Below are 24,395 nucleotides of genomic sequence, written 5' to 3' on the forward strand. Positions count from 1 at the left end.
CTGTGTGTGTTCGCGCGGTGGTGGGGGTCGCGGCGAGTCTACCGACCACCCGGGCACCGCCGACCCCACCGTCCGACCGGCGGTTCACACCGCGTCGGCGGCGCCCGGGACGACGAGATCGGTCGCGGTCACGGCGTACGGGACGTACCCGGGGACGGGCGCGTCGAGCCGCGGGGCCCGTCCACGCACGGCTGCGCGCCAGACGTCCACCGCGGCGACGTCCCGCAGGTCCGGACGCGCCCGGATCAGGAGGCAGGCGGCGACCGCACCCGGCGCGAGCAGGCAGCAGGCGAGCGTGACCGGCGTCGACAGGAGGATGAGGTGACCGCTCGCCTCGGCGGCCGCCCACGAGCAGAGGAACGCGACGACCATGACGGCACCCGTGCGCTGACGCCCGGCGACATCGACCGACCACCGGCACTGCTGCTCCGGCCCGGGCAGCAGGCGCTGCAGACGCTGTCGCGCGAGAGGGACGAGCGCGGCACCGAGGAGGAGTGCCGCAACGAGCACGACGAGCTCGGTCCGCACGTGGCCGATCGCGCCGCCCTCGATCGAGGTGCATGCGAACCCGTCGTCGCAGGACGTGACGAGGACCCGCCGGTGCGCGAACCCGGCCGCGACGGTGCCGGCCACCGCCCCGACCGTGAGCACCGTGGCCACGAGCGGCATCAGGGTGGCCGCCCGGTACCGCGAGCGGGAGACCCAGCCGCGGACGATGGAGGTCGCGTCCGGCTCCTCCCCGGCACGCAGCTCGAAGTGCTTGCGGGTCGCGTTCCGCCGCCGGGAGTCGTCCATGAAGACCCACAGGACGAGCACCAGCCCGCACAGGACCCCGGCGAAACCCGTGATGCCGTCGTCCCTCAGACTCAGGAACAGCATCATCGCGGCGAACGGCCACTGCGTGCGGACGATCAGCAGGGCACCCGCCAGATCGTCCCTGACCCAGGCTCGATGCTGCGCGGGCATCCGGCGGTCGAGCAGCCGATAGCTCAGCCAGGGACGCAGCGGCGGGTGCTCGCGCCACCGGGTGGCCCAGCCGGCCCGCATGAGCCCGATCCCGGAGCGCACGTCGAGCCGACGCACACCGGGTGCCGCCAGGTCGGCGAGGACGGCGGTCAGCTCGGCCGCGCGCACCGCACGCCAGCGCCGCGGGTAGGCGCGCAGCCACCGGCCGACCGACCGCTCGAACCGGGGGTCGACGCCCGCGGGGGTCACCGGACCGGTCATCGTGCCGTTCCCAGCACCCAGCCGGGACCGGCCGGCTGGTCCTGCTGGGCGGCGAGGAGCCCGGCGTCGGACGGCCCGGCCCGGTAGGCGCCGACCAGACCCTCGGTGAGCGCGTCGACCGCGGGCGGGCGACCGGTGAGCGCGACACGTCGGACGTCGACGACGGTGACGTCGGGTTCGCCGGCCCGCACGACCCACGCGGCCGCAGCCGCGGGCACCACCAGGACGAGGCACAACGGGCCGGCCAGCGGGGCCAGGACCATGGGCCACCGGCCGACGACCTCGAGCCAGGCCTCGCCGGCGACCATGACGCCGATCGCCGTCGCCCCGATCGCCATGCCGACCGTCGGGCGGACGACGTGCCGGGAGGGCTGCTCCGGGCGCCGCGGCAGCTCGCGACGGAGGCGTTCGAGGACCAGCAGCCCGAGCGGCACGGCGACGGCGAGTGCGCCGAGCACCACGACGAGGAGCCCGAGCGTCGACATCCCCCAGACCGACGCCGAGCACTGGTCCCCGGCCGCGGTGCCTGTCGAGCACGTGACGGTCCGCAGGGACCGCGCGAGCGCCGCGGCGTTCCAGCCGAGCGCGCCGACCGCGAGCAGACCGGTCGTCCAGCGCAGGGCAGGGTCGGCGGTCCAGCGGTCGCGCAGCGTGCTGACGCTGATCAGGCCCCACTGCCCGGGCGGGTCGTCCGGGCTCGCCCGCAACGCCCGTTTGGCAGCGCTCCGCCGGTTTCGGGCATCGCTGAGCCCGATGATCGCGACGAAGAGCAAGACGTAGCCGATGAAGATCTCGGGCCCGTAGTTTCCGAAGTGCACCTGCCAGCCCATCATCACGAAGATGAACCAGAGACGCCACGCCACCTCGCGCGCGGGGAACAGCGGCCCCTCGATGTCGTCGCGCACCCACGCGCGGTAGCGCGGGGCGGGCACCGACATCTGCCAGCGGTACCCGACGGCGACCCAGAACGGCGGTCGCTCGCGCCACCGGGTCCCCCACCCGGCGCGCAGCAGGCCCAGGGCCGAGCGCACGTCGAGCCGTCGCGCACCGGGCGCCGCCATGTCCGCCAGGACGGCGGTCAGCTCGTCCGCTCGCGTCGCACGCCACCGGCGCGGGTAGGCCCGCAGCCAGAAGCCGACCGATCGTTCGAACCGGGGATCGATCTCCGTCGGGCTCGCGGTCACCGGGCACCTCCGAACGCGGGTCGCGGGGCACCGCCCAGGGCGGGCAGCGCGGGTCGGGCAGGACGGGCGGCGAGCACCCGCTGGGCACGGCGGGCCAGCTCGGCGACGCGGTCGGTCTCGGCTGCGAGCACGGCCAGCCCTTCGTCGGTCAGCCGGTAGTAGCGGCGCAGCCTCCCGTCGACGACGACCTCGCCGGAGGCCTCGGCGTACCGGGCCTCGACGAGCCGGTCGAGGATGCCGTACAGCGTGCCGGCACCGAGGCGGACGCGGTCGGCGGACAGCGACCGCACCTCCTGCACGATGCCGTAGCCGTGCCGCGGCTGGTCAGCGAGCGCGAGCAGGACGAGGTACGTCTGCTCGGTCATCCGGAAGGCCATGTCCGATATATATCGTCGAACGACCTATCAAGTCCAGCCGCGGCGCGCGTCAGACGCCTGCAGAGACCTTGTCGACGGCCTGCGTCGCCGCCTGCTCGAGCAGCGCGGTGTCCGCCTCCTCCAGGCCCGTCGTCATCACCGAGACGACGACGTCGCCGACCTGGCTGAGCAGCATGGCCGTCGAGCCGGCCGCCGCGCCGTCCATCGTCATCGCGATGAGCACGGCGTCGGACCGGTCGGCCAGCGACGCGGTGTCGAGCGACGTCATCGCGTAGGACGCGGTGAACAGCTCGGGGAAGGTCACCGTGTACGTCGCGCAGTCCTGCTGGACCTGGGTCAGCGCCTCGAAGACCAGCTCGCTGTAGTCGTCGCCGACCGCCAGGGTCACCCCGACGACCGTGCCGTCGTCCTTCGTGTAGACGGTCGAGGACAAGGCGTCCGGGGCCGCCTCGCTGCCCTGCTGGAGCGCCAGCACCTGCTCGCCGCACACCGCGGGGTCGAACTCGGCGCCCTCCGGCAGGAGCGAGGTCGGGTCGGTGGTCGCGGTGTCGGTGGTGTCGAGCGCGGTCCAGCCCTCGCCCAGCTCGTCCGCGGTGAGCTGCAGCGCGCCGAGCGCGGCGACGTCGAGCGCGCCGGTGTCGGCAGCGCCTTCGGCGCCCGTGGTGGTGGCGGGTCCCGTGGCCGCGTCGGTCGAGCCCGTCGCGGCCTCGGACCCGCCCGAGCAGGCCGTCAGCAGCGCGAGGACGGCGAGGGGAGCGGTCAGGAACAGGGCACGGCGCACGGTGGGGTCCATCCGGTCGGGGGGTCGGTCCGCGGCATCGTGCCAGAGATGTCCGGATCGACCCGCCGCCCGTCAACAGGGTGAAGGCGTGGACGGGCGCGGCCCTCACACCGTGCGGTGCGTCCACCGTCCCGCGACCAACGTGCCCGCGACGGGCATCCCCCGGACGGACCCGGTGGCGGTGAGCCGCGCGGCCGGGTCCTCGTCGAGCACCGCCAGGTCGGCGGGCGCGCCGACCCGCAGGCCCAGCGGCTGCTCGTCGACGCTCGACGCGAGCGCCACGTCGAGGTCGACGACCTGCTCCGGATGCCAGGGCTCTCGCCCTTCGCGCGTGCGGGTCACGGCGGCGTCGATCGCGTCCCACGGGTCGAGCGGGGCGACGGGCGCGTCCGAGCCGAGCGCGAGCCGCACCCCGGCGCGGTGCAGCGCACCGTAGGCGAACGCGCGGTCGGTGCGCCCGGCCCAGTACCGGTCGGCGACGTCCCGGTCGTCCATCGCGTGCTCGGGCTGGACCCCGGCGACGACGCCGAGCGCGGCGAACCGTTCGACGTCCGCCCAGGTCAGCAACTGGGCGTGCTCGATCGTCCCGCGGGCACCGGTCGCCGCGAACGCGTCGAGCGCGAGGGTGTTGGCCGCGTCCCCGATCGCGTGGATGGCGCAGGTGAACCCGCGCCGGGTGACCGCGGCCATCAGGCGCACGAGGTGGTCGGTGGGGACGGACAGCACGCCGCACGCGGTCCGGCCGAGCATCCCGGGGTACGGGTCGTGGCAGTAGGCGGTGCGCGTGTTGAGCGAGCCGTCGGTGACGACCTTGAGCGGTCCCTGCGTGACGAGCCCACCGGCGGTGAGCGGGTCGCCGGTGCGCAGGCCCTCCGCGAGGACGGCGTCCAGGTGCTGCTCCCAGACGCCCGCGCGGATGCGCACCGCTGGGTCGCCGGCCGTGGCCCGGCGTCGCCAGGCCACGAGGTTGTCCGCGATCTCCAGGTCGACCACGCCGACGACGCCACGGGCGGCGGCGTGCCGGGTCGCGTCCGCGACCAGGGCGTCGGCGACGTCGTCGTCGACCCGGTCGATGCCACCCATGATCGGCAGCCACTCCGACTCGCGCAGCACACCGGTCGGGTGCGTCTCGACACCGAGGAACCGCAGTCCGGCGGTCGACGACCACGAGCAGTGCAGGTCGCCCGAGACGAGGACGACCGGCGTCGGCCCCGCGACCGCGTCGAGCAGCGCGGCCGAGGGCACGTCGGGCCACAGCCCGTCCCGGAAGCCCTGGCCGACCAGCGCGGTCCCGGTGGGCGGCGGGTCCTGCGCGAGGCGGTCGGCGACGAGCCGCACGGCCTGCGCCGCCGACGTCGCACCGGACAGGTCGAGCCGGTTGCGCGCGAGGGCCCACTGGGTCAGGTGGGTGTGCTGGTCCCACAGCCCGGGCATGAGCGTGCGCCCGTCGAGGTCGACCCGCTCGGCACCGGGGGCGTCGAGCGTTCCCGTCGGTCCGATCGCGGCGACCCGCCCGTCGCGCAGCAGGACGTCGACGGGCGCCGGGTCGGTGAGCCGTCGGGCACGGGCGAGCAGCAGGTCGCTCATCGGGCGTCCCCCTCGTCGGCGGCGCTGCGGGCGAGCTCGTCCCGGGCCATCTCGTCCCGGGCCATCTCGTCCCGGGTCATCTCGTCCAGGACAGCGTCCGCGAGCGCGGGCACGGCGTAGTGCGGGTCCTCGCGCAGCGCCTGCTCGACGCGGCGGCGCACCTCGGGCGGCTTGTCCTGGGAGAGCTTGGCCTTGCCCTGCCACCGGGTGACGCGCAGCCGGAACCCGGCGGTGCCGTGCGCGATCCGGTGGGCGTACTCGGCGACGTCGGCCATCCGGACGGGTGCGGGCATGACGTGCTCGTACCGGTCGACGGTGTCGGCGAGCACCTGGAGCGTGGCCTGCGGGGACAGTCGTTCGAGCGTGCCGTACAGGTGCGCGGCGACGTAGTTCCAGGTCGGGACGGCGGGTCCGTAGCCGTACCAGCCGGGCGAGACGTAGCCGTGCGGGCCCTGCACGACGAGCAGGACCTCGCGGCCGGAGCCGAGGTCGTGCTGCTCGTCGTCGGGTCGGCCGAGGTGCCCGACGACCGCGAGCTCGTCACCGTCCTCGAGGACCACGGGCAGGTGGGAGGCGATCACGCCGTCCGGCGTGGGGCTGATCAGGGTGGCCCAGCCGTGCTCGCGGACGAGGGCGCGCAGGCGGTCCTCGTCGGTGAGGGCGTAGGCCGGGGTGTCGATCATCGGGTGCCTCAGCAGGGTCTCAGCGGGAGTTCAGAGGGAGTTCAGCGGGGTCTCAGCAGCGTCGAGCAGGGCTCTGAGCGGTGCGTCGAGGTCATCGAAGCAGGGTGACGTCGCAGGGATGAGGCCGGCGTGTCACCGGCAGGTTAAAGCTTCATTTCCTACTGAAACTTCGAGAACTTCGCTATTGACGGATCGGTCGATAGAGGGGTTGCCTGCTCGTGCACCCCGTACCGCCGCCCCACCCGCTCCCCCGCTCAGTTCCCCCCTCAGTTCCCCCTCAGTTCCCCCCTCTGCTCCCTGACCTGGAGGAACCCCTTGACACGCATGAGCCTGCGGCTCGCAGCCGGAGCCCTCGCCGCCTCACTCACGCTCGCCGCCTGCGGCAGCTCCGACACCGCCTCGGACGACACGACCAGCACCACCGGCACCGGCGGCGCCCTCAGCGTCGCCGTCACCGACCCCGGCCAGCTCATCCCCGGACGCCAGACCGTCGCCTACGACTTCGCGATGGCCGTCTGGGCGCCCCTCACCTGGGTCGACGACGCGTCGAACCTGACGTACATCCAGGCCGAGTCGGTCGAGTCCGACGACGCCACCACGTGGACCATCACGCTCAAGGACGGCTGGACCTTCCAGGACGGCACACCCGTGACCGCCCAGTCCTACGTCGACGCCTGGAACACCGTCGCCTACGGCCCGAACGCGTTCGAGAACAGCGGCCAGCTCGCGCACGTCGTCGGCTACGGGGACCTCAACCCCGCCGAGGGCGAACCGACGACCACCGAGATGTCCGGCCTGACCGTCGTCGACGACCTGACCTTCACCGTCCAGCTCGACGGCGCCGACAGCCAGTTCCCCATGCAGCTCTCGCAGGCGCAGACCGCCATGTACCCCATGCCGGAGAGCGCGTACGACGACCTCGACGCCTACAACACCCACCCCGTCGGCAACGGCGCGTTCGAGCTCACCAACGACTACGTCGAGAACGAGCCGCTCGTCCTCGACGCGTACGCCGACTACCAGGGCGAGGCCCCGACGGTCTCCCAGATCACGTTCGTGCCCTACACGGACACCGCGACCGCCTACACGGACGTCCTCGCGGGCAACATCGACGTCTCCGACCTGCCCGCCGACAAGATGGCGCAGGCCGAGGCCGACTTCGGTGACCACGTCTACTCGTTCGAGGCGGCCGGCATCTCCTACCTCGGCCTGCCGCTGTCCGACCCGCGGTACGCCGACGTGCGGGTCCGGCAGGCGATCTCCATGGCCATCGACCGCGACACGATCAACGACGTGATCTACGGCGGGCTCTACACCCCCGCCACCGCGTTCACCCCCGCGATCGAGCCCGGCACCCCCGAGGGCATCTGCGGCGAGTTGTGCGAGTACGACCCCGAGGGCGCCAAGGCCCTGCTCGACGAGGCCGGCGGCTTCGCGGGCAGCATGGAGATCTACTACCCCGGCGGCGTCGGCCTCGACGACCTCTACACGGCCATCGCCAACAACCTGCGGCAGAACCTCGGGGTCGACGCTGTCGCCACCCCCAGCACCGACTGGGCCGAGTTCTACCAGACCCGGCTCGACGGCGACGCGCCCGGCCCGTTCTTCTCCCGTTGGGGCGCCCTCTACCCCAGCCAGCAGAACACCCTGCGCGCCTTCTACGTCGAGAACGGCGGCTGCGCCAACTGCATCCCCTGGTACGACCCGGAGGTCGCCTCGGCCATCTCGGCCGCCGACGCCCAGGTCGACGGCACCGAGGCGGCGGACGCCTACGGCGCCGTGCAGGAGCTGATCCTCGCCGAGTTCGCCGCGCCGCCGCTGTTCTTCGAGACGTACAACTTCGTCACCTCCGACCGCGTGGCCGAGCTGACGACCTCCGCGGTCGGCAACCCGGACTACGCCCACACCGTCCTCGCCGAGGACGCCTGACACCGATGAGCACCGACACGACCCCGGTGGGTTCGCTCGAGGACATCCTCGCGCGGACCCACCGGGTCCCCCCGATGCACGACTTCCCGACGGTCGACGCGCTGCTCGCCTGGTTCGACGACCTCGCGGCCGACCACCCCGACCTGGTCTCCACCCGCCGGATCGGCACCTCGCGCCTCGGCGAGCCGATCCCGATGGTCACCGTCGGGCACGGCCCGCGCCGGCACCTGCTGTTCGCCGGCGTGCACCCCAACGAGCCGATCGGCTTCCGCACGCTGCAGCACCTCGCCGAGCAGCTGTGCACCGACCCCGCGCTGCGCGACGCGTACGACGCGACCTGGTACCTGGTCCCCTGCATCGACCCCGACGGCACGCGGCTCAACGAGGGCTGGTTCGCCGACCCGACGCGTCGCACCACGTACAGCCGGCGGTTCTACCGGCCCGCGCCGGACGAGCAGGTCGAGTGGACGTTCCCGTTCTCCTACAAGGACGCGTGGTTCGACCAGGTGCTGCCCGAGACGCTCGCGCTCATGCGGGTCATCGACGACGTGCAGCCGCACCTCATGGTGTCGCTGCACAACGCCGAGCTCGGCGGCGTCTACTACTACCTGTCCGAGGAGGTCCCCGGGCTGGTCCGGGCCCTGCACGCGATCCCCGCCGAGCTCGGGCTGCCCCTCGAGACGGGCGAGCCCGAGTCCCCGGCGCTGCGCGCGATGGCCCCGGCCGTCTACCACGCGATCTCGATGGCCGAGGAGTACGCGTACCTCGAGGAGCTCGGCATCGACCCGGGTCCCGCCAGCTGCGGGGACTCCTCCGGCTCCTACGCGGCCCGGTACGGCACGGTGTCCCTGGTCGCCGAGCTGCCCTACTGGTCGCACCCGCTCAGCGACGACGACACCCCGACGGCGACCTCCTACCGGGACGTCGTGCTCTCGAAGGCCGACGGCCTGGCCGACGCCGGCGGGCTGCTCGCCGCGATCCTCGACGAGGCCGCCCCCGACCTGGGCATCCGGTCGCCGTTCCTGCGGGCCAGCGAGGCCTTCGTGCCGATGCTCACCCGGATGGCCGAGCAGGAGCGCGTCCGCGCCGCCCTGCCGGAGTGCTCCCGGCCGGCCACCGCCGCCGAGGTGTTCAGCAACGACGACCTCGTGCGCTGCTTCCGGCTGCGGTACGGCGGCATGCTCCTGCGTGCCCTCGACGCCGAGGTCGTGGCCGGCACCGCCACCGCACGCGTGCACCGCCTGCACGAGCGCATGGCGGACCTCTACGCACGCTGGACCGCCGAGGCCGACGCGGTCGAGGGGCTCGAGGTGATCGACGTGGCCCGGCTCGTGGGCGTGCAGCTCGGGGCGACCCTCGCCGCCGCCCAGGCGCTCGCCGCCCGGGACGCCCGATGACGGCCGCCCGGCTCGTCGCCCGACGCGTCGGCGAGCTGCTGCTCGTCTTCGTCGGGGTCTCGTTCGTCATCTACGCGATGGTGTTCGCCCTGCCCGGCGACCCGATCGCGGCCCTCGGCGGCGACCGGCCGCTGCCCGCGAACGTCGTCGCGCAGCTGCGGTCGCAGTTCCACCTCGACGAGCCGCTGTGGCAGCAGTACCTGCACTACCTGGGCGGGCTGCTGCAGGGCGACCTGGGCACGAACTTCTCCGGCCAGTCCGTGGCCGACAAGCTCGCCTCGCGGTGGCCCGTCACGGTGACGCTCGCGCTGACCGCCTGGGCGATGGAGGTGGTCGTCGGCGTCGCGCTCGGCCTGTACGCCGGGCTGCGGCGCGGCCGGACCGGCGACAAGGCCGTGCTCGCGGGCACCATCCTGGCCACGTCCGTACCCGTGTTCGTGCTCGCCGTGTCCGCCCAGCTGCTCTTCGGCGTGCGGCTCGGCTGGTTCCCCGTCGCGGGGACCGCCGACGGCTGGCCGACGTCCTACCTCGTGCCCGCGGCCTGCGTCGCGATCTTCGGCCTGGCCTCCGTCGCCCGGCTCATGCGCGGGTCCGTCGTCGACACGATGCACTCCGACTTCGTGCGGACGCTGCGCGCCAAGGGCCTGCGCGGACGGCAGGTCGTCGGCGTGCACGTGCTGCGCAACTCGGCGATCCCCGTGCTCACGTTCCTGGCCGTCGACCTGGGCTACCTGCTCGGCGGGACGGTCGTCATCGAGGGCGTGTTCAACCTGCCCGGCGTCGGCCAGCTGCTGTTCCAGGCGATCCGCGCCCACGAGGGGCCGACCGTCGTCGGCGTCTCGACCGCCCTGATCATCGTGTTCCTGCTGACGAACATGCTCGTCGACCTGCTGCACGCCGTGCTCGACCCGAGGATCCGCCATGAGTGAGTCCGTCGCCACCGTCAGCCCCACGACACCCGCGGCACCGTCCGCGCCTCCGGCGGCGCACGAGGGCCCGACCTCGGCCGCGCTGCAGGAGCACGTCGACCAGGTGGCCCCGCGCGGCGTGTGGCGCACGCTGCGCCGCCGACCCCTGTTCTGGGCGTGCGCCGTCACGCTGTCCGCGCTCGTCGCGCTCGCGCTCGTGCCGTCCTGGTTCGCCGGCTGGTTCGGGCAGCCCGACCCGCGGGTGTGCGTGCTCGGCGACAGCGCGCAGGCGCCCAGCGCCACGCACGTCTTCGGCACCGACCTGCAGGGCTGCGACGTCTACGCGAACGTCGTGTTCGGCACCCGCAACTCCCTCAGCGTCGGCCTGCTGTGCACCGCCGCCTCGCTCGTCGTCGCGCTCGTGCTGGGCACGCTCGCCGGCCACTACGGCGGCTGGCTCGACCGGCTCGTCTCGCGGCTGACGGACGTGTTCCTCGGCTTCCCGTTCCTGCTCGGGGCCGTCGTCGTGCTCACCAGCGTCGGCTCGCGCTCGCCCGTCACCGTGGCCCTCGTGCTCGCGCTGTTCTCCTGGCCGACCATGGCCCGGCTCGTGCGCAGCTCGGTGCGCTCCGTGCGCACCGCCGACCACGTCGAGGCGGCCCGCGCCATGGGGTTCACCGACCTACGGATCCTCACCCGGTACGTGCTGCCCAACGCGATCGGGCCCGTGCTGGCCGTCTCGACGATCATGGTCGGCTCCGTGATCGTCGCCGAGTCGACGCTGACGTTCCTCGGGCTCGGGCTGCGGGCGCCGTCGATCTCGTGGGGCCTGCAGCTGGCGAGCGCGCAGTCGCACTTCCAGACCGCGCCGCACATGCTGCTGTTCCCCAGCCTCTTCCTCACGATCACCGTCCTGGCGATGATCACTCTCGGCGACATCCTGCGCGACACGCTCGACCCGCAGAGCCGCTGACCCGATCGACCGCCGCACCGCGCCAGACCAGACCAGACCAGACCAGACCAGACCACGATGGAGACACCCCGCATGAGCACCACCACCGACACGATCCGCGCCGCCGCCGGCTACCTCGCGAGCTGGGTCGAGGCCCAGGCCGCGCACCAGCGGGTCCCCGGCGTGCAGGTGGCGATCCGCTCGGAGGGCGAGCTCGTGCTGGACCTGGCCGTCGGCGTCGCCGACGTCACCACCGGCGAACCGCTGCGCACCGACCACCTGTTCCGCATCGCGTCGCACTCCAAGACGTTCACCGCGACCGCGATCCTGCAGCTCGTCGAGCAGGGCCGGCTGCGGCTCGACGACCCGGTCGGCTCGTACGTGCCCGAGCTGGCGGACGGCGGCTCCCCGGTCGCGGCCGTGACCGTCCGCGAGCTGCTCGGGCACCAGGGCGGTGTCATCCGCGACGGCGACCAGGCGGACTTCTGGCAGCTCGAGTACCCGTTCCCGGACCGCGCCACGCTGCTCGCCGACGTCCTCGCGCACGGTCACGTGCACGAACGCAACGAGCACTTCAAGTACTCCAACGTCGGCTACTCCCTGCTCGGGCTCGTCATCGAGGCCGTCACCGGCACCACCTTCGCCGAGCACCTGCACACGGCGGTCGTGGCCCCGCTGGGGGTCACGCACACGGGCGCCGAGCTCGACCCGGCGCGTGCCGGCGAGTACGCCGCCGGGCACACCGGCCTGCTCCTCGGGGCCGTCGACCGCGAGACGATCGAGCACGTCGACACCCGCGCGATGGCCGCCGCCACCGGGTTCTACTCGACCGCCGCCGACCTGACCGTCTACGGGAGCGCGCACTGCCTCGGCGACACCCGCCTGCTCAGCGACGACTCCAAGCGGATCATGCAGCGGCTCGAGTCGGTGGTCAGCCAGGACGACGGCACCGAGATCGGCCGGTACGGCGTCGGCATCGAGCTGAAGACCGTCGGCAAGCGCGCCCTCGTGGGCCACTCCGGCGGATACCCGGGGCACATCACGCGCACCTACATCGACCCGAAGGCGAAGCTCGTCGTCTCGGTGCTGACCAACGCCGTCGACGGGCCCGCCGACCAGATCGCCGTCGGCCTGCTCGCGCTCGTCGACCTCGCGCTCAACCCGCCGAAGGCCACGGACACGACCTCGGACACGGCCACCGCCGACGGCGACGCCGAGACGCCCGCTGCCGAGGCCACGACGGCCGACCCTGCCCGCTTCACCGGCCGGTTCGCGGGCCTCATGGGCCTCATGGACCTCACCGTGCTCGGCGGTCGCCCCGTGATCGTGCACCCCACGTACCCCGACCCGAAGGCCGCGCACGACGAGCTCGAGGTGCTCGACGACGACCGTCTCCTGCTGCGCGCCGAGGCGAGCTTCGGACCGGCTGGCGAGGTCGTGCACCTCACGCGCGCCGAGGACGGCACGATCACCTCGGTGCGCGTCGGCGGCATGACGTCCTGGCCGCTCGCGGACTTCCTCGCCCGACGCTCCTCGATGACCCGGGTGGCCGCTCCTAAGGTGAGCGCGTGACCGAACCGCACGCCGCCGTGCCCCCTGCCGCACCCGCAGCGCCTCAAGCGCCCACCGACGTCCGGCCGCTCGTGCCGGACCGGCTCGACGAGGCCTCGGTGCGCTTCGTCGAGGAGTTCGCCCTGGTCTGGGAGTCGGCCAACGGGCCCCGGATGGAGGGACGCGTCGTCGGGCTGCTCATGCTCGTCGACGCGCCCTACCTGTCGAGCTCGCAGCTGGCCGGGCTGCTGCACGCCAGCGCGGGGGCGATCTCGACGGCCTGCCGCAAGCTCGTCGAGGTCGGCTTCGTCAAGCGGCACGTCATCCCGGGCGACCGCAACCACTACTTCCGGGTCGAGGACGACATCTGGGGCAGCTTCCTCGCCGGTGAGCGCTCCTACCTGGTGCGGCTGTCCGAGGCGATCGCCGTGGGCTTCTCCGCGATCGGGGAGGACGACGACGGCCCCCGTCGCCGCCTGACCAACGCCCGCAACTACATGGCCTGGCTCGCCGGCTACCACCGCAAGATGCTCGCCGACTGGCAGGCGTACCGCGACGCCGTGGCCGCCGACCCGAGCCTGGCCCCGCAGGGCCCGCTGCACGCCGAGCCCTACTCCGACGCGTACCCCGCGACACCTCCCGACCAGCACGCCAGCACCCCGGAGACCTGAGGAGCACCGTGACCACCGCTGCCACCGAGACCGACGTCCGCCCGTCCCGCCCCGTGCTGCCTGTGCTCTCGGTGCGCGACCTGTCGGTGACGTTCCGCGTCGACGGCGGCCACGCGCCCGACGTGCACGCCGTCCGCGGCCTGTCCTACGAGCTGCACGCCGGCGAGGTGCTCGCGGTCGTCGGGGAGTCCGGCTCGGGCAAGTCGGTCAGCTCGATGGCCCTGCTCGGCCTGCTGCCGCGCACCGCGACCGTCACCGGCTCGGCCGTGCTCGGCGACGTCGACCTGCTGGCCCCGGGCACCGACCTCACGGCCGTGCGCGGACGTCGGGTGTCGATGATCTTCCAGGACCCCATCGGTGCGCTCGACCCGGTCTTCACGATCGGCTACCAGCTGCGCGAGATGCTGCACCGGCACCGGCCCGAGCTGTCCCGCCGCCAGCGGCAGGAGCGGGCCGAGGAGCTCCTGGCGCTCGTCGACCTGCCCGACCCGGCCGAACGGCTGCGCTTCTACCCGCACCAGCTCTCCGGCGGTCAGTGCCAGCGCGTGATGATCGCCATGGCCCTCGCGTGCGACCCGGAGGTGCTCGTCGCGGACGAGCCGACGACCGCGCTCGACGTCACCGTGCAGCAGGAGGTGCTCGACGTGCTGCGTCGCCTGCGCGCCCGCACCTCGGCCGCGATCGTGCTCATCACGCACGACATGGGCGTCGTCGCGGACCTGGCCGACCGGGTCGTCGTCATGCGCGACGGCCAGGCAGTGGAGCAGGCGGACGCCGCCGAGCTGTTCGCCCGACCGCAGGCGGCCTACACGCGCACGCTCCTCGACGCGGTGCCGCGGATCGGCGCCGGCGAGCGCGAGACGACCGTCGACGAGCGGGACCGCCCGGTGCTGTCCGTCGAGGACCTCGTCGTGGAGTTCCGCAGCGGACGCGGTCGGACGGTGCGCGCCGTCGACGGCGTCACGCTGCACGTGCAGCCCGGCGAGATGCTCGGCCTGGTCGGCGAGTCCGGCTCGGGCAAGTCGACGCTCGGCCGCTGCGCGCTCGGGCTGACCCCGCTGACCTCCGGCACGGTCGACGTCGTCGGCGTGCGGCTCGGGCAGAGCTCGCCGTCGACCGCGCGCCGCGCCCGCAGCCGCATCGGTGTCGTCTTCCAGAACCCCGGCGGCTCGATGAACCCCCGGTACACGATCGGCCGGTCCATCGGCGAGCCGCTGCGCGTGCACGCCGGGATGCGCGGCGCCGCGCTCGACCGCCGGGTCGCCGAGCTGCTGGACAGCGTCGAGCTGCCCGCCGCCTGGGCGTCCCGCTACCCGCACGAGCTGTCCGGCGGGCAGCGCCAGCGCGTGTCGATCGCCCGCGCGATCTCGCTCGGCCCCGAGCTGCTCATCGCCGACGAGCCGACCTCCGCGCTCGACGTGTCCGTGCAGGCCACCGTGCTCGAGCTGTTCCGCGAGGTGCAGCAACGCCTGCGGTTCGCCTGCCTGTTCATCAGCCACGACCTCGCGGTCGTCGACGAGCTGGCCGACCGGGTCGCCGTCATGCACCGCGGCAAGGTCGTCGAGGCGGGTGAGCGCCGCCAGGTGCTGCAAGACCCGCAGCACGCCTACACGCGCACCCTGCTCGACGCGGCACTCGTCCCCGACCCCGTCGAGCAGGGCCTGCGCCGCGAACGCCGGCTCGCGCGCGCGTCCTGACCGGACGCCCCGTGCCCGATCCGTCTCCCACCTTCCGCGCGGTGCTCCTGGACTGGCGGGGCACGCTCGTCGTCGCCCCGACATTCCCGTGGCTGGTCGAGACCGCGCTGCACCGGATGGGCCGCGAGGCCACACCGGAAGCCGTCGAGCAGGTGCTGGTCCGGCTGCGGGGTGCCGACGGCACCCGCGTGGACTCCTCCGCCATCGACACCGACGTGGACGAGCACCGCGCGGCCTACGCCGAGTGGTTCGCCGCCGCCGGCCTGGACGCGCCGTTGGCCGCGGCCCTCTACGAGGTCGAGTCGGACGTGCGCCTCAACGCGTTCGCGCACGACGTCGCCCGGACACTCACAGCCCTCGACGCGGCAGGGGTGCGCCTCGGGGTGGTCAGCGACATCCACGTCGACCTGCGACCGGTGTTCGCCGACCATCGGCTCGACGACGGACGCACCTGGGCGGACCTGATCGAGGTGTGGGCGCTGTCCTTCGAGCTCGGCGTCGCCAAGCCGGACCCGGCGATCTTCGCCGTGGCGCTCGACCGCCTCGGCCTCCCCGCCGCCGACGTGCTCATGGTCGGCGACCGGGGCGCGTGGGACGGTGCCGCGGCGGACGTCGGGATCACCACGCTCGTACTCCCGCCCCTGGCGTCTCCCGCACAGGAGCGGCTGCACCGCGTCCTCGACCTCGTCCTGCCCGGGCAGCACCGCCCCGCGGCGGACGCCCTCAGGACAGCTGGTTGATGCGGACCTGGTTGCCGGCCGGGTCGCGGAACGCGCAGTCCCGCAGGCCGTAGGGCTGGTCGGTGGGCTCCTGGACGACCTCGGCACCGGTGGCCTGGATCTTCTCGAACGCCTCGTCCACGTTCGTGGAGGCGAGCACGATGGTCGCGAAGCTGCCCTTGGCCATCATCTCGGCGATGGTGCGGCGCTCGTCCTCGGTGACGCCCGGGTCGGCGGACGGCGGGTACAGGACGACCGAGGTCTGCGGCTGGCCCGCCGGCCCGACGGTGATCCAGCGCATGTCCCCGTACCCGACGTCGAGACGCACCTCGAAGCCCAGCGCGTCACGGTAGAAGGCCAGCGACGTCTCGGGGTCGGGGGCCGGCAGGAAGCTGGAGTGGATGGTGAGGTTCATGCCGTTCACGCTAGCCACGGCGGGCGCGGGCGGCTTCTCGATTCCTGACCGGTCGGGTGGCCTGCTTGACGACGCACGTGGGCAGCCCGGCGACATCCCCGGCGGCCTGGCGCCGGTAGGCGCTCGGCGAGATCCCGACCAGCTCGGAGAACCGGGTGCTGAACGTGCCCAGCGACGAGCAGCCCACGGCGAAGCACACGTCGGTGACCGACAGGTCGCCGCGCCGCAGCAGGGTCATGGCCCGTTCGATGCGGCGGGTCATCAGGTAGCTGTAGGGCGACTCGCCGTAGGCCGCCTTGAACTCCCGGCTCAGGTGGCCGGCCGACAGGTGCACGCCGCGGGCCAGGGCCTCGACGTCGAGCGGCTGGGCGTACTCGCGATCGATCCGGTCGCGGACCCGACGCAGCAGGACGAGCTCGCGCAGTCGCGCCTCGTCCTTGCCGGTCACGGCCCTGTCGGTCACGGCCCTCAGCCTGCTTGTGCCGCTGCCGCGAGACGGTCCCGGCAGTCGGGGGCCAGGACGCGCCGGGTGCTCGGCGGGTTCGCGGCGAGCAGGTGGGCGGGACGCACGGGTCGGCGCTCGAGGGTGCCGCCGCAGTTCGGGCACGCACGCCCGGGGAACGTCGCGACGCAGTCGGCGCACCACGTGCACTCGAACGTGCAGATGTAGGCGTCGGTCGCGTCGGGCGGCAGGTCCCGGTCGCAGCACTCGCAGCTCGGACGGATCTCCAGCACGGTGGTCTCCCCTTCTCCGACGTCAGCGTACGAGGACCCCGCGGCGGTCGCCGGACGCGGGGACGCAGACCGGGCCCGGGAGCACGCGGCGGCGCACCGACGTCACAGCGCCAGGCGACGACCCGTCAGCCGCTCGAACGCCTCGAGGTACCGCTCACGCGTGCGCTCGACGACCTCGTCCGGCAGCGCGGGCGGCGGGGTGTCCGCGGCCCGGTCCCATCCCGACGCGGGGGACGTCAGCCAGTCGCGCACGAACTGCTTGTCGAAGCTCGGCTGCGCCCGGCCCGGCTCCCACTCGTCGGCGGGCCAGAACCGCGAGGAGTCGGGGGTCAGGACCTCGTCCCCGAGCGTGACCGCGCCGGTGGTCGGGTCGGTGCCGAACTCGAGCTTGGTGTCCGCCAGGATCACGCCGCGCTCCCGCGCGATGCCCTCGGCCCGTGCGTAGACGGCGAGGGTCAGCTCGCGCAGCGTCGTGGCGGCGTCCTCGCCGATCTGCGCGGCCACCGTCTCGAACGGCACGTTCTCGTCGTGCTCGCCGAGCTCGGCCTTCGTCGCCGGCGTGAAGATCGGCTCGGGCAGCCGTGAGCCGTCCACCAGCCCGGCGGGCAGCGCGATGCCGGTGACCTGCCCGTTCGCGCGGTACTCGACCAGGCCCGACCCGGTGAGGTAGCCGCGCACGACGCACTCGACGGGGAACATCTCCAGGCGTCGGCAGACCATCGCCCGACCCGCGACGGCCTGGGGCACGTCCGTCGAGACGACGTGGTTCGGCACCAGGTCCGCGAGCTGCTCGAACCACCACAGGCTCAGCTGCGTGAGCACGACACCCTTGTCCGGGATGCCGGGGCTGAGCACGTGGTCGTAGGCCGACACGCGGTCGGAGGCGACGACGAGCACGACGTCACCGTGCGCCTCGACGAGCGCCCGGCCCGCGGCCGAGCCGTCGGGGACGTACAGGTCGCGGACCTTCCCCGAGTAGGTGTGCGCCCAGCCCGGCAGGTCCACCGCATGCGTCATGCGCCCATCCTCGCGCACGTCGACGAACCTCTGTCGCGCACGCCCGTCACTGCGCGCACGCGTTCGGCTCAGAGGAGGTCGCCGCCACCCTCGAGCCCGTCGGGCACGGGCAGCCCGACCAGGCGCACGAGCCGCTGCACGGTCTCCTCGACGAACGTGTCCTGCGGCTCCTCCACGTGCTCCTCGGCGAGCAGGCGCCGCACGTGCTTGGCCTCCACGTCGACCGCGCCGACCAGCAGCGCCCACTCCGCGAACGCCTCCGCCTCCGCGTCGAGGTCCACCGGCGCACTCTCCGCCGGGTCGTCGAAGAGGTCGCGCGGCTGGAAGCCCAGGTAGAAGCGCCCGAGTCCGTCCGGCGCCGGCCGGTAGTCGACCGTCGCGATGTCGCCGTCCTGCACCTCGATGCTCAGGCTCGGCAGGTCCGTCGGGTCGCCGCCCCACGCGCCGCCACCGAACACGAGCCGCTCCACGTCGCTCATGGCGCGCCCTCCCTCAGGCCTGCTGCGCGGCGGCCGCCGCGATGTCGGACCGGTGGTGCCCACCCGGCAGGACGATCCGCCCGACGCCCGCGTAGGCGGCGTCCCGGGCGGCCGTCAGGTCCGCACCGACACCCACGACCGACAGGACCCGTCCGCCCGAGGCCACCAGGTGCGCCCCCGCCTGCGCCGCGTCGTCGTCCCCGGCCACGTTCTGCCGCAGCGACGTCCCGGCGTGCAGCACGTGCACGTCCGGCAGCGCCTCGGCGTCCTCGATGCCCGTGATCGGGTCGCCCGAGCGCACCTCGCCCGGGTACCCGTGCGCCGCCACGACCACGGTCACCGCGGCGTCGTCACGCCAGCGCAGCGGCGGCAGCGCACCGAGCGTGCCCGTCGCCGAGGCCATCAGCACCCCCGCCAGCGGCGTCGCCAGGCGAGCCAGCACGACCTGAGTCTCCGGGTCGCCGAAACGGGCGTTGAACTCCACGACCCGCATGCCCTTCGACGTCAGCGCGAGCCCGCAGTAGAGGACCCCGGAGAAGGGCGTGCCCCGACGGGCCATCTCCGCCACCGTCGGCCGCGCGACCGTCTCGACGACCTGCTCGACCAGCCCGGCCGGAGCCCACGGCAGCGGCGAGTACGCGCCCATGCCGCCCGTGTTCGGCCCGGCGTCGCCGTCGTACGCCCGCTTGAAGTCCTGCGCCGGCACGAGCGGGACCACGTCGGTGCCGTCGCTCAGCACGAACAGCGACACCTCGGGGCCGTCCAGGTAGTCCTCGATGACGATCCGGCCGCCGGGCTTGTCCAGGCAGACCGCCGCGTGCGCGAGCGCCTCGGCCCGGTCGGAGGTCACGACCACGCCCTTGCCCGCCGCCAGGCCGTCGTCCTTGACCACGTAGGGGGCGCCGAACGCGTCGAGCCCGGCCTCCGCCTCGGCGAGGGTCGTCGCGACGCGCGGCTCGGCGGTCGGCACGCCCGCGGCGGCCATGACCTCCTTGGCGAACGCCTTCGACCCCTCGAGCCGGGCACCCGCGGCCGACGGCCCGAACACCGGGATGCCCGCCGCCCGCACGGCGTCACCGACACCGGCGACGAGCGGCGCCTCGGGCCCGACGACGACCAGGTCGGCCCCGAGCTGCACCGCGAGCGTCGCGACCGCGCCGCCGTCGAGCTGGTCGACCTCGTGCAGCGTCGCCAGCGCGCCGATGCCCGGGTTGCCCGGTGCGGCGTGCAGGGCGGTGACCGCCGGGTCGAGGGACAGCGCGCGCACGAGCGCGTGCTCACGGGCACCGGTGCCGACGACGAGGATCTTCACGGCCGCGAGCCTACCGAGCGGGCCGGGTCACGACCGCCCGCGTCCGCGCCCCCGGGCCTCGGACGCGTCAGACGCCGTCGGCGAGCCGCGCCCCGAGCCGGTCGCGCAGGCCCGCCAGCTGCTCGGCCAGCTCGGTCGGCAGTCGCTCGCCGAACCGCGCGAAGAACTCCTCGGTCTGCCCGCACTCCTCGACCCAGGCGGCGGGGTCGATCGCGAACAACGCCGCCGCGTCCTCCTCCGTCAGGCCGAGCCCGCCCAGGTCGAGAGCCCCCGGCGCGGGCAGCAGCCCGAGCGGGGACTCCACCGCGAGCGCGGCGGACCCACCCGTCGCAGACCCACCCGTCGCGGCCGCCTCGACCTGGCGCAGCGCCCAGACGAGCACGCGGGAGTTCTCACCGAACCCGGGCCACAGGTACCGGCCGTCCGCGCCCTTGCGGAACCAGTTGACGCCGAACACCGCCGGCAGCGGCACCCCGCGCCCGCTGAGCGTGTCACCCAGGCGCAGCCAGTGCGCCCAGTGGTCGGCCATGTTGTAGCCGCAGAACGGCAGCATGGCGAACGGGTCGCGGCGCAGCACCCCGACCGGGCCCTCGGCGGCGGCGGTCTGCTCGGAGGCGACGGTGGCACCCAGGAACACCCCGTGCGCCCAGTCGCGTGCCTGCAGCACGAGCGGCACGTTGGTGGCCCGCCGACCGCCGAACAGGATCGCGTCGACCGGCACGCCCTCCGGGGAGTCCCACGAGTCGGCGATCGTCGGGCACTGCTCGGCCGCGACCGTGAACCGGCTGTTGGGGTGTGCGGCGGGTCGGCCGCAGCCGGGGGTCCAGGACTCCCCGCGCCAGTCCGTCAGGTGCGCCGGCGGCTCGTCGGTCAGGCCCTCCCACCACACGTCGCCGTCGTCGGTGAGCGCGACGTTCGTGAAGATCACGTCGTGCGTGAGCGTGGCGATCGCGGCGGGGTTCGTCGCCGGTCCCGTCCCGGGGGCGACGCCGAAGAACCCGGCCTCCGGGTTGATCGCGCGCAGCCGCCCGTCCGTGCCGGGGCCTCCCGGCCGCAGCCAGGCGATGTCGTCGCCGATGGTCTCGACCGTCCACCCCGGGACCGTGGGCTGCAGCATCGCCAGGTTCGTCTTGCCGCACGCCGACGGGAAGGCCGCGACCACGTGGAACGGTCGCCCCTCCGGCGAGGTCACCCGCAGCACCAGCATGTGCTCGGCGAGCCAGCCCTCGTCGCGGGCCATCACCGAGGCGATGCGCAGCGCGAAGCACTTCTTGCCGAGCAGCGCGTTGCCGCCGTATCCCGAGCCGAACGACCAGATCTCCCGGCTCTCCGGGAAGTGCGCGATGTACTTCGTCGGGTGGCACGGCCACGGAACGTCGGTCCGTCGGTCGCCGTCCGCGTCGACCAGCGGCATGCCGACCGAGTGCACCGCGGGCACGAACCGCCCGTCGGTGCCGAGCAGGTCGAGCACGCCCGTGCCCGCCCGGGTCATCGTGGTCATCGAGACGACCACGTACGGCGAGTCGGTGACCTGGACCCCGATCTGCGAGATCGGCCCGCCGAGCGGCCCCATGGAGAACGGGACGACGTACATCGTCCGGCCGCGCATCGACCCGGCGAACACGCCCTCGAGCTCGGCGCGCATGACCGACGGGTCACGCCAGTTGTTGGTGGGCCCGGCGTCCTGCGGGTCGACCGAGCAGATGAACGTGCGGTCCTCGACGCGCGCCACGTCGTCGGGGTGCGAGCGCGCGAGGTACGACCCGGGTCGCAGCACCGGGTCCAGGGCGACAAGGGTGCCGCTGCGCACCATCTGGTCGAGCAACCCCTGCCGCTGTGTAGCCGACCCGTCGACCCAGACGACCTCGTCCGGTTCGGTGAGCGTGGCGATCGTGCGGACCCACGCCATGAGCCGCGCGTGACGCGCTCCCCCGGGCGGCGTCGGCACCGCGGCACGGCGCGTCGACCAGGGTCGGGTCGCGGGGGCGAGGAACGGGTCGACGAGCGTCATGGTGGCCTCCGGTGCTCACGCCGTGCGGCGACGGGTGCGGCCGACGCGCCTGTCGCGCCGCCACCCCCACCGTGGACCGCAGACGCGCTCCCACGCCTGACGTGCGCCCGGCAAGAACCGCGGTTCTTCCGCGCAGCCCAAGAACGGACCCGCGGACCGGCCGCCGAGCAGGGCCACGGGGTTCGTCGCCGGCCCTCGCACGCACGGGACCCCCGGACGCTGGTGGGCGTCCAGGGGTCCCGTGGTTGCTGCGTGCGGCCGCTCAGCCGATCAGGTCGTGCCGCACGATCGTGGCCTCACGGCCGGGGCCGACCCCGATCGAGGAGATGCGCACGCCCGAGATCTCCTCGAGCCGCAGCACGTACCGCTGCGCGGCGTCGGGCAGGTCGGAGAACTCGCGCGCACCGGAGATGTCCTCGGTCCAGCCGTCGAGGTACTCGAAGATCGGCGTCGCGTGGTGGAAGTCCGACTGGTCGAGCGGCATCTCGTCGATGCGCCGGCCGTCGACCTCGTAGGCGACCGCGACCGGGATCTTCTCCTTGCCGGTCAACACGTCCATCTTGGTCAGCACCAGGTCGGTGAGGCCGTTGACCCGGGCCGCGTAGCGGACCACGACGGCGTCGTACCAGCCGCAGCGACGCGGACGGCCCGTGGTGGTGCCGAACTCGCCGCCGGTCTGCCGCAGCCATTCGCCGTCGTCGTCGAACAGCTCGGTCGGGAAAGGGCCCTCGCCGACGCGCGTCGTGTACGCCTTGGCGACGGCCACCACGCGGTCGATGCGGGTCGGGCCGACGCCCGAGCCGGTGCACGCGCCGCCGGCGGTCGCCGAGGACGACGTGACGAACGGGTAGGTGCCGTGGTCGACGTCGAGCATCGTCGCCTGACCGGCCTCGAAGACGACGGTCTTGCCGGCGTCGAGCGCGTCGTTGAGCACGAGCGGGGTGTCGGCCACGTGCGGGCGCAGCCGCTCGGCGTAGCGCAGCAGCTCCTCGAGGGTCTCCTCCACCGTGATCGCCCGGCGGTTGTAGACCTTCACCAGCAGGTGGTTCTTCTGGTCGAGGGCGCCCTCGATCTTCTGCCGCAGGATCTTCTCGTCGAACAGGTCCTGGATGCGGATGCCGATGCGGTTGATCTTGTCGGCGTACGTCGGGCCGATGCCGCGGCCCGTGGTGCCGATGCGCCGCTTGCCCAGGAACCGCTCGGTGACCTTGTCGACCGTGCGGTTGTACGGCGCGATGACGTGCGCCGCGGAGCTGACCAGCAGCTTCGAGGTGTCCACGCCGCGGGCCTCGAGCGCGTCGATCTCCTGGAACAGGACCTCGAGGTCGATGACGACGCCGTTGCCGATCACCGGGACGACGCCCGGCGAGAGGATGCCCGACGGCAGCAGGTGCAGCGCGTACTTGTCACCGTTGATGACGACCGTGTGGCCGGCGTTGTTGCCGCCGTTGAACTTCACCACGTAGTCGGTACGCGCGCCGAGCTGGTCGGTCGCCTTGCCCTTGCCCTCGTCGCCCCACTGGGCACCGAGCACCACGACGGCCGGCATGTGATCACCACTCCTCGCCTGCCTGCGGGCGGATCCACGGCGGGCGGACCGGCGCTGGTGGGCGCCGGCGGCAGGGACCCGGGCACACGGGCGACAGGAGGCCCGGTACCTCCGGGACTCTACCGGAGAGGTAAAGAGAGGGTCAGCGCAGGTCCGCGATCTCGACGGAGGACGTGCCCGAGTCGACGAGCAGCTGTTCGCAACGCTGGGCCTCGTCGCCCTCGCCGATCGCCTCGGCGGCCTCCGCGAGGGCGAGCAGCGCGCGCAGGAAGCCCTGGTTGGGCTCGTGGTCCGCGGGGATCGGCCCGCGCCCGCGCCAGCCGGCCCGTCGCAGCGCGTCCAGCCCGCGGTGGTAGCCGGTGCGGGCGAACGCGTACGCCGCGACCGGGTCGCCGTCGTCGCCCAGCGCGTGCTCGGCGAGCAGCGCCCAGGCGAGCGACGAGGCCGGGGCGCCGGCCGCCGCCTCGCGCAAGGAGGCGCCCCGGCGCAGCGCCGCACGCGCCTCGGTGTCCGGCCCGTCCGCAGGCAGCAGCGTCGGCGCCGGTCCGTCGAGCAGGTTCTCGTGGCTCATGCCACCCAGTGTCCACCAGCGACCCGGATCGCGAACGTCCGGGGTTGTCCACAGATCACCCTCGAGAGCGTGCGTGCACCGTTGCCCGGGGCTACAGTCGAACGACCGACCAGTTCACCCCCGTGGACCGGTCCGTGTCGGCACCCGACCCGCACGACCCCCCATTCCGGGGTCGCCTGCGGGTCTCGCACCGTCGCCCCACCGACCGCGCTCCATGCCTCTGCCCGAACGCCCCGCGAAGCGGTGATCCATGATCGAGATCTCGACCTCGCCGACCACGACCACCCTGGTGCTGTCGGGCGACCTCGACCTGGCCGAACGCGACCAGTTCCCCGGGGTGGCCGCCAGGATCGTCGGGCTGCGCCGTCAGCTGCTCGTCCTCGACATGTGTCGCGTGACGTTCATGGACTCCACGGGCGCCGCGTTCCTCATCTCGCTCGCGGACTCCGGCCGCAAGCGCGGCGGGGCGACCGTGCTGCGCGGGGCGGACCCCCGCGACCTCTTCGTCATCGACGTGTGCGGCGCGACCGACCTGTTCCGCATCGACAACTCGCACCACTGCCGGCCGGACACCCCCGGCCGCGGCTTCCGCCGCCCCGACCTGGCGCCCGCACCCGTCTGACCGCGGGTCGCGTGCCAGCGC

At 73.6% G+C, this 24,395-nt stretch carries 24 protein-coding genes; 9 read left to right on the forward strand and 15 right to left on the reverse strand.

The genetic code is table 11. The features are described from left to right. Window positions 1-84: 84 nt before the first annotated feature. From BKA22_RS05445 to BKA22_RS05470, 6 genes are all read right to left on the reverse strand, one after another. Window positions 85-1,227, reverse strand: a complete 1,143-nt coding sequence (locus BKA22_RS05445; RefSeq protein WP_146952537.1) for a hypothetical protein — start codon at window positions 1,225-1,227, stop codon at window positions 85-87. Further along, window positions 1,224-2,411, reverse strand: a complete 1,188-nt coding sequence (locus tag BKA22_RS05450) for a hypothetical protein (protein WP_146952538.1) — start codon at window positions 2,409-2,411, stop codon at window positions 1,224-1,226. The genes BKA22_RS05445 and BKA22_RS05450 overlap by 4 nt, the downstream gene beginning before the upstream one ends. Next, entirely contained in the window at window positions 2,408-2,776 is a 369-nt protein-coding gene (locus tag BKA22_RS05455; protein WP_146952671.1) for a PadR family transcriptional regulator, read from the reverse strand. Before BKA22_RS05455 ends, BKA22_RS05450 begins: the two co-directional genes overlap by 4 nt. A gap of 61 nt (window positions 2,777-2,837) precedes the next feature. After that, a complete protein-coding gene (locus BKA22_RS05460) occupies window positions 2,838-3,581 on the reverse strand; it encodes a hypothetical protein (protein WP_146952539.1) in 744 nt (247 codons plus the stop codon). A 93-nt stretch (window positions 3,582-3,674) separates the two neighbouring features. Next, on the reverse strand, window positions 3,675-5,156 hold the full coding sequence (locus BKA22_RS05465) for an amidohydrolase (protein WP_146952540.1): 1,482 nt from the start codon (window positions 5,154-5,156) through the stop codon (window positions 3,675-3,677). Continuing rightward, on the reverse strand, window positions 5,153-5,839 hold the full coding sequence (locus tag BKA22_RS05470) for an FMN-binding negative transcriptional regulator (RefSeq protein ID WP_146952541.1): 687 nt from the start codon (window positions 5,837-5,839) through the stop codon (window positions 5,153-5,155). The genes BKA22_RS05465 and BKA22_RS05470 overlap by 4 nt, the downstream gene beginning before the upstream one ends. A 324-nt stretch (window positions 5,840-6,163) precedes the next feature. Between BKA22_RS05470 and BKA22_RS05475 the strand changes: the two genes are divergently transcribed. The 8 genes from BKA22_RS05475 (at window position 6,164) to BKA22_RS05510 (ending at window position 15,684) form a co-directional block, all read left to right on the forward strand. After that, window positions 6,164-7,768 (forward strand): peptide ABC transporter substrate-binding protein, encoded by a 1,605-nt coding sequence (locus BKA22_RS05475; RefSeq protein ID WP_146952542.1) that lies wholly within the window; start codon window positions 6,164-6,166, stop codon window positions 7,766-7,768. Window positions 7,769-7,773: 5 nt separating this feature from the next. After that, window positions 7,774-9,165: a M14 family zinc carboxypeptidase gene (locus BKA22_RS05480; protein WP_146952543.1), complete on the forward strand. Its 1,392-nt coding sequence runs from the start codon at window positions 7,774-7,776 to the stop codon at window positions 9,163-9,165. Beyond that, window positions 9,162-10,094 carry an ABC transporter permease gene (locus BKA22_RS05485; RefSeq protein ID WP_146952544.1) on the forward strand — a complete coding sequence of 311 codons (933 nt, stop codon included), beginning with the start codon at window positions 9,162-9,164 and terminating at the stop codon, window positions 10,092-10,094. The genes BKA22_RS05480 and BKA22_RS05485 overlap by 4 nt, the downstream gene beginning before the upstream one ends. After that, window positions 10,087-11,046 carry an ABC transporter permease gene (locus BKA22_RS05490; protein ID WP_146952545.1) on the forward strand — a complete coding sequence of 320 codons (960 nt, stop codon included), beginning with the start codon at window positions 10,087-10,089 and terminating at the stop codon, window positions 11,044-11,046. The genes BKA22_RS05485 and BKA22_RS05490 overlap by 8 nt, the downstream gene beginning before the upstream one ends. 72 nt (window positions 11,047-11,118) lie before the next feature. Next, window positions 11,119-12,597, forward strand: a complete 1,479-nt coding sequence (locus tag BKA22_RS05495) for a serine hydrolase domain-containing protein (RefSeq protein WP_146952546.1) — start codon at window positions 11,119-11,121, stop codon at window positions 12,595-12,597. Continuing rightward, on the forward strand, window positions 12,594-13,247 hold the full coding sequence (locus BKA22_RS05500; RefSeq protein WP_179561650.1) for a GbsR/MarR family transcriptional regulator: 654 nt from the start codon (window positions 12,594-12,596) through the stop codon (window positions 13,245-13,247). The genes BKA22_RS05495 and BKA22_RS05500 overlap by 4 nt, the downstream gene beginning before the upstream one ends. A gap of 8 nt (window positions 13,248-13,255) precedes the next feature. Continuing rightward, the gene (locus BKA22_RS05505) at window positions 13,256-14,944 is read left to right on the forward strand and encodes a dipeptide ABC transporter ATP-binding protein (protein WP_223203527.1); all 1,689 of its coding nucleotides are present in this window, start codon (window positions 13,256-13,258) and stop codon (window positions 14,942-14,944) included. An 11-nt stretch (window positions 14,945-14,955) separates the two neighbouring features. Continuing rightward, complete coding sequence (locus tag BKA22_RS05510) at window positions 14,956-15,684, forward strand: HAD family hydrolase (RefSeq protein ID WP_218866532.1); 729 nt, start codon at window positions 14,956-14,958, stop codon at window positions 15,682-15,684. On the opposite strand, the gene BKA22_RS05515 is transcribed toward BKA22_RS05510, so the two are convergent. The 9 genes from BKA22_RS05515 to BKA22_RS05555 all read right to left on the reverse strand — a co-directional run bounded on the left by BKA22_RS05515 (window position 15,668) and on the right by BKA22_RS05555 (window position 23,752). Further along, a complete protein-coding gene (locus BKA22_RS05515) occupies window positions 15,668-16,078 on the reverse strand; it encodes a VOC family protein (RefSeq protein ID WP_146952547.1) in 411 nt (136 codons plus the stop codon). The genes BKA22_RS05510 and BKA22_RS05515 overlap by 17 nt on opposite strands. A gap of 10 nt (window positions 16,079-16,088) precedes the next feature. After that, window positions 16,089-16,541 carry a helix-turn-helix transcriptional regulator gene (locus BKA22_RS05520; protein WP_223203528.1) on the reverse strand — a complete coding sequence of 151 codons (453 nt, stop codon included), beginning with the start codon at window positions 16,539-16,541 and terminating at the stop codon, window positions 16,089-16,091. Between the two features lie 5 nt (window positions 16,542-16,546). Continuing rightward, on the reverse strand, window positions 16,547-16,813 hold the full coding sequence (locus BKA22_RS05525; RefSeq protein ID WP_146952548.1) for a DUF1272 domain-containing protein: 267 nt from the start codon (window positions 16,811-16,813) through the stop codon (window positions 16,547-16,549). Between the two features lie 102 nt (window positions 16,814-16,915). After that, complete coding sequence (locus BKA22_RS05530) at window positions 16,916-17,830, reverse strand: phosphoribosylaminoimidazolesuccinocarboxamide synthase (RefSeq protein WP_146952549.1); 915 nt, start codon at window positions 17,828-17,830, stop codon at window positions 16,916-16,918. 68 nt (window positions 17,831-17,898) lie between these two features. Beyond that, window positions 17,899-18,309 (reverse strand): hypothetical protein, encoded by a 411-nt coding sequence (locus BKA22_RS05535; RefSeq protein ID WP_146952550.1) that lies wholly within the window; start codon window positions 18,307-18,309, stop codon window positions 17,899-17,901. A gap of 13 nt (window positions 18,310-18,322) precedes the next feature. After that, window positions 18,323-19,621 carry a phosphoribosylamine--glycine ligase gene (gene purD / locus BKA22_RS05540; RefSeq protein WP_146952551.1) on the reverse strand — a complete coding sequence of 433 codons (1,299 nt, stop codon included), beginning with the start codon at window positions 19,619-19,621 and terminating at the stop codon, window positions 18,323-18,325. Window positions 19,622-19,688: 67 nt separating this feature from the next. Next, window positions 19,689-21,530, reverse strand: coding sequence for a phosphoenolpyruvate carboxykinase (GTP) (locus BKA22_RS05545; RefSeq protein ID WP_371863655.1), 1,842 nt, complete (start codon window positions 21,528-21,530; stop codon window positions 19,689-19,691). Between the two features lie 364 nt (window positions 21,531-21,894). Next, entirely contained in the window at window positions 21,895-23,181 is a 1,287-nt protein-coding gene (locus BKA22_RS05550; protein ID WP_146952553.1) for an adenylosuccinate synthase, read from the reverse strand. A 142-nt stretch (window positions 23,182-23,323) separates the two neighbouring features. Beyond that, window positions 23,324-23,752 (reverse strand): DUF3151 domain-containing protein, encoded by a 429-nt coding sequence (locus BKA22_RS05555; RefSeq protein WP_146952554.1) that lies wholly within the window; start codon window positions 23,750-23,752, stop codon window positions 23,324-23,326. 250 nt (window positions 23,753-24,002) lie between these two features. Between BKA22_RS05555 and BKA22_RS05560 the strand changes: the two genes are divergently transcribed. After that, window positions 24,003-24,374 (forward strand): STAS domain-containing protein, encoded by a 372-nt coding sequence (locus BKA22_RS05560; RefSeq protein ID WP_146952555.1) that lies wholly within the window; start codon window positions 24,003-24,005, stop codon window positions 24,372-24,374. Window positions 24,375-24,395 lie beyond the last annotated feature (21 nt).

It is taken from the genome of Cellulomonas soli (assembly GCF_013409305.1).
GTDB lineage: Bacteria > Actinomycetota > Actinomycetes > Actinomycetales > Cellulomonadaceae > Cellulomonas > Cellulomonas soli.